Origin of the sequence: Halomonas gemina (genome assembly GCF_023554995.1) — a bacterium.
Classification (GTDB): Bacteria; Pseudomonadota; Gammaproteobacteria; order Pseudomonadales; family Halomonadaceae; genus Halomonas; species Halomonas gemina.
The window spans coordinates 1-301 of the sequence record NZ_JAMJPK010000039.1 but is presented as its reverse complement, the minus strand read 5'-3'; the positions used below and the strand labels follow the sequence as shown (position 1 = coordinate 301).

Annotated in this window: 1 pseudogene; it reads right to left on the bottom strand. The window is 62.8% G+C overall.

Going from position 1 to position 301, the window contains the following annotated elements:
* Window positions 1-301, bottom strand: a pseudogene (locus M8009_RS18960) (hypothetical protein); the annotation flags it as partial.

Here is a 301-nt window from a genome sequence, read left to right as displayed (position 1 = left end):
GCCAGGCGATATGGCCATGCAGAATTCCGCTTCGGTCGTATCCCGGCAACCAGTCGGTGATATGCGCCTCGGCCTCATCGCTGGCTCCGGACTCATGGAGCACATGGGCGAAGGCATGGGCAGCATTCACATTGTTGCGACGTACCTCTAGGGCACGCTGCGTCAGCTCCCGGGCGAGCGTCACGTTGCCATTCTCGCCATGGGCCCAGCCCCGGTAGGTCAGGAACCACCAGTCATCGGCCTCGAAGTGTCGAGCGTGACGCTCGCAGAGATCCACCCGTGCCTGGTCATGATCCGCCAT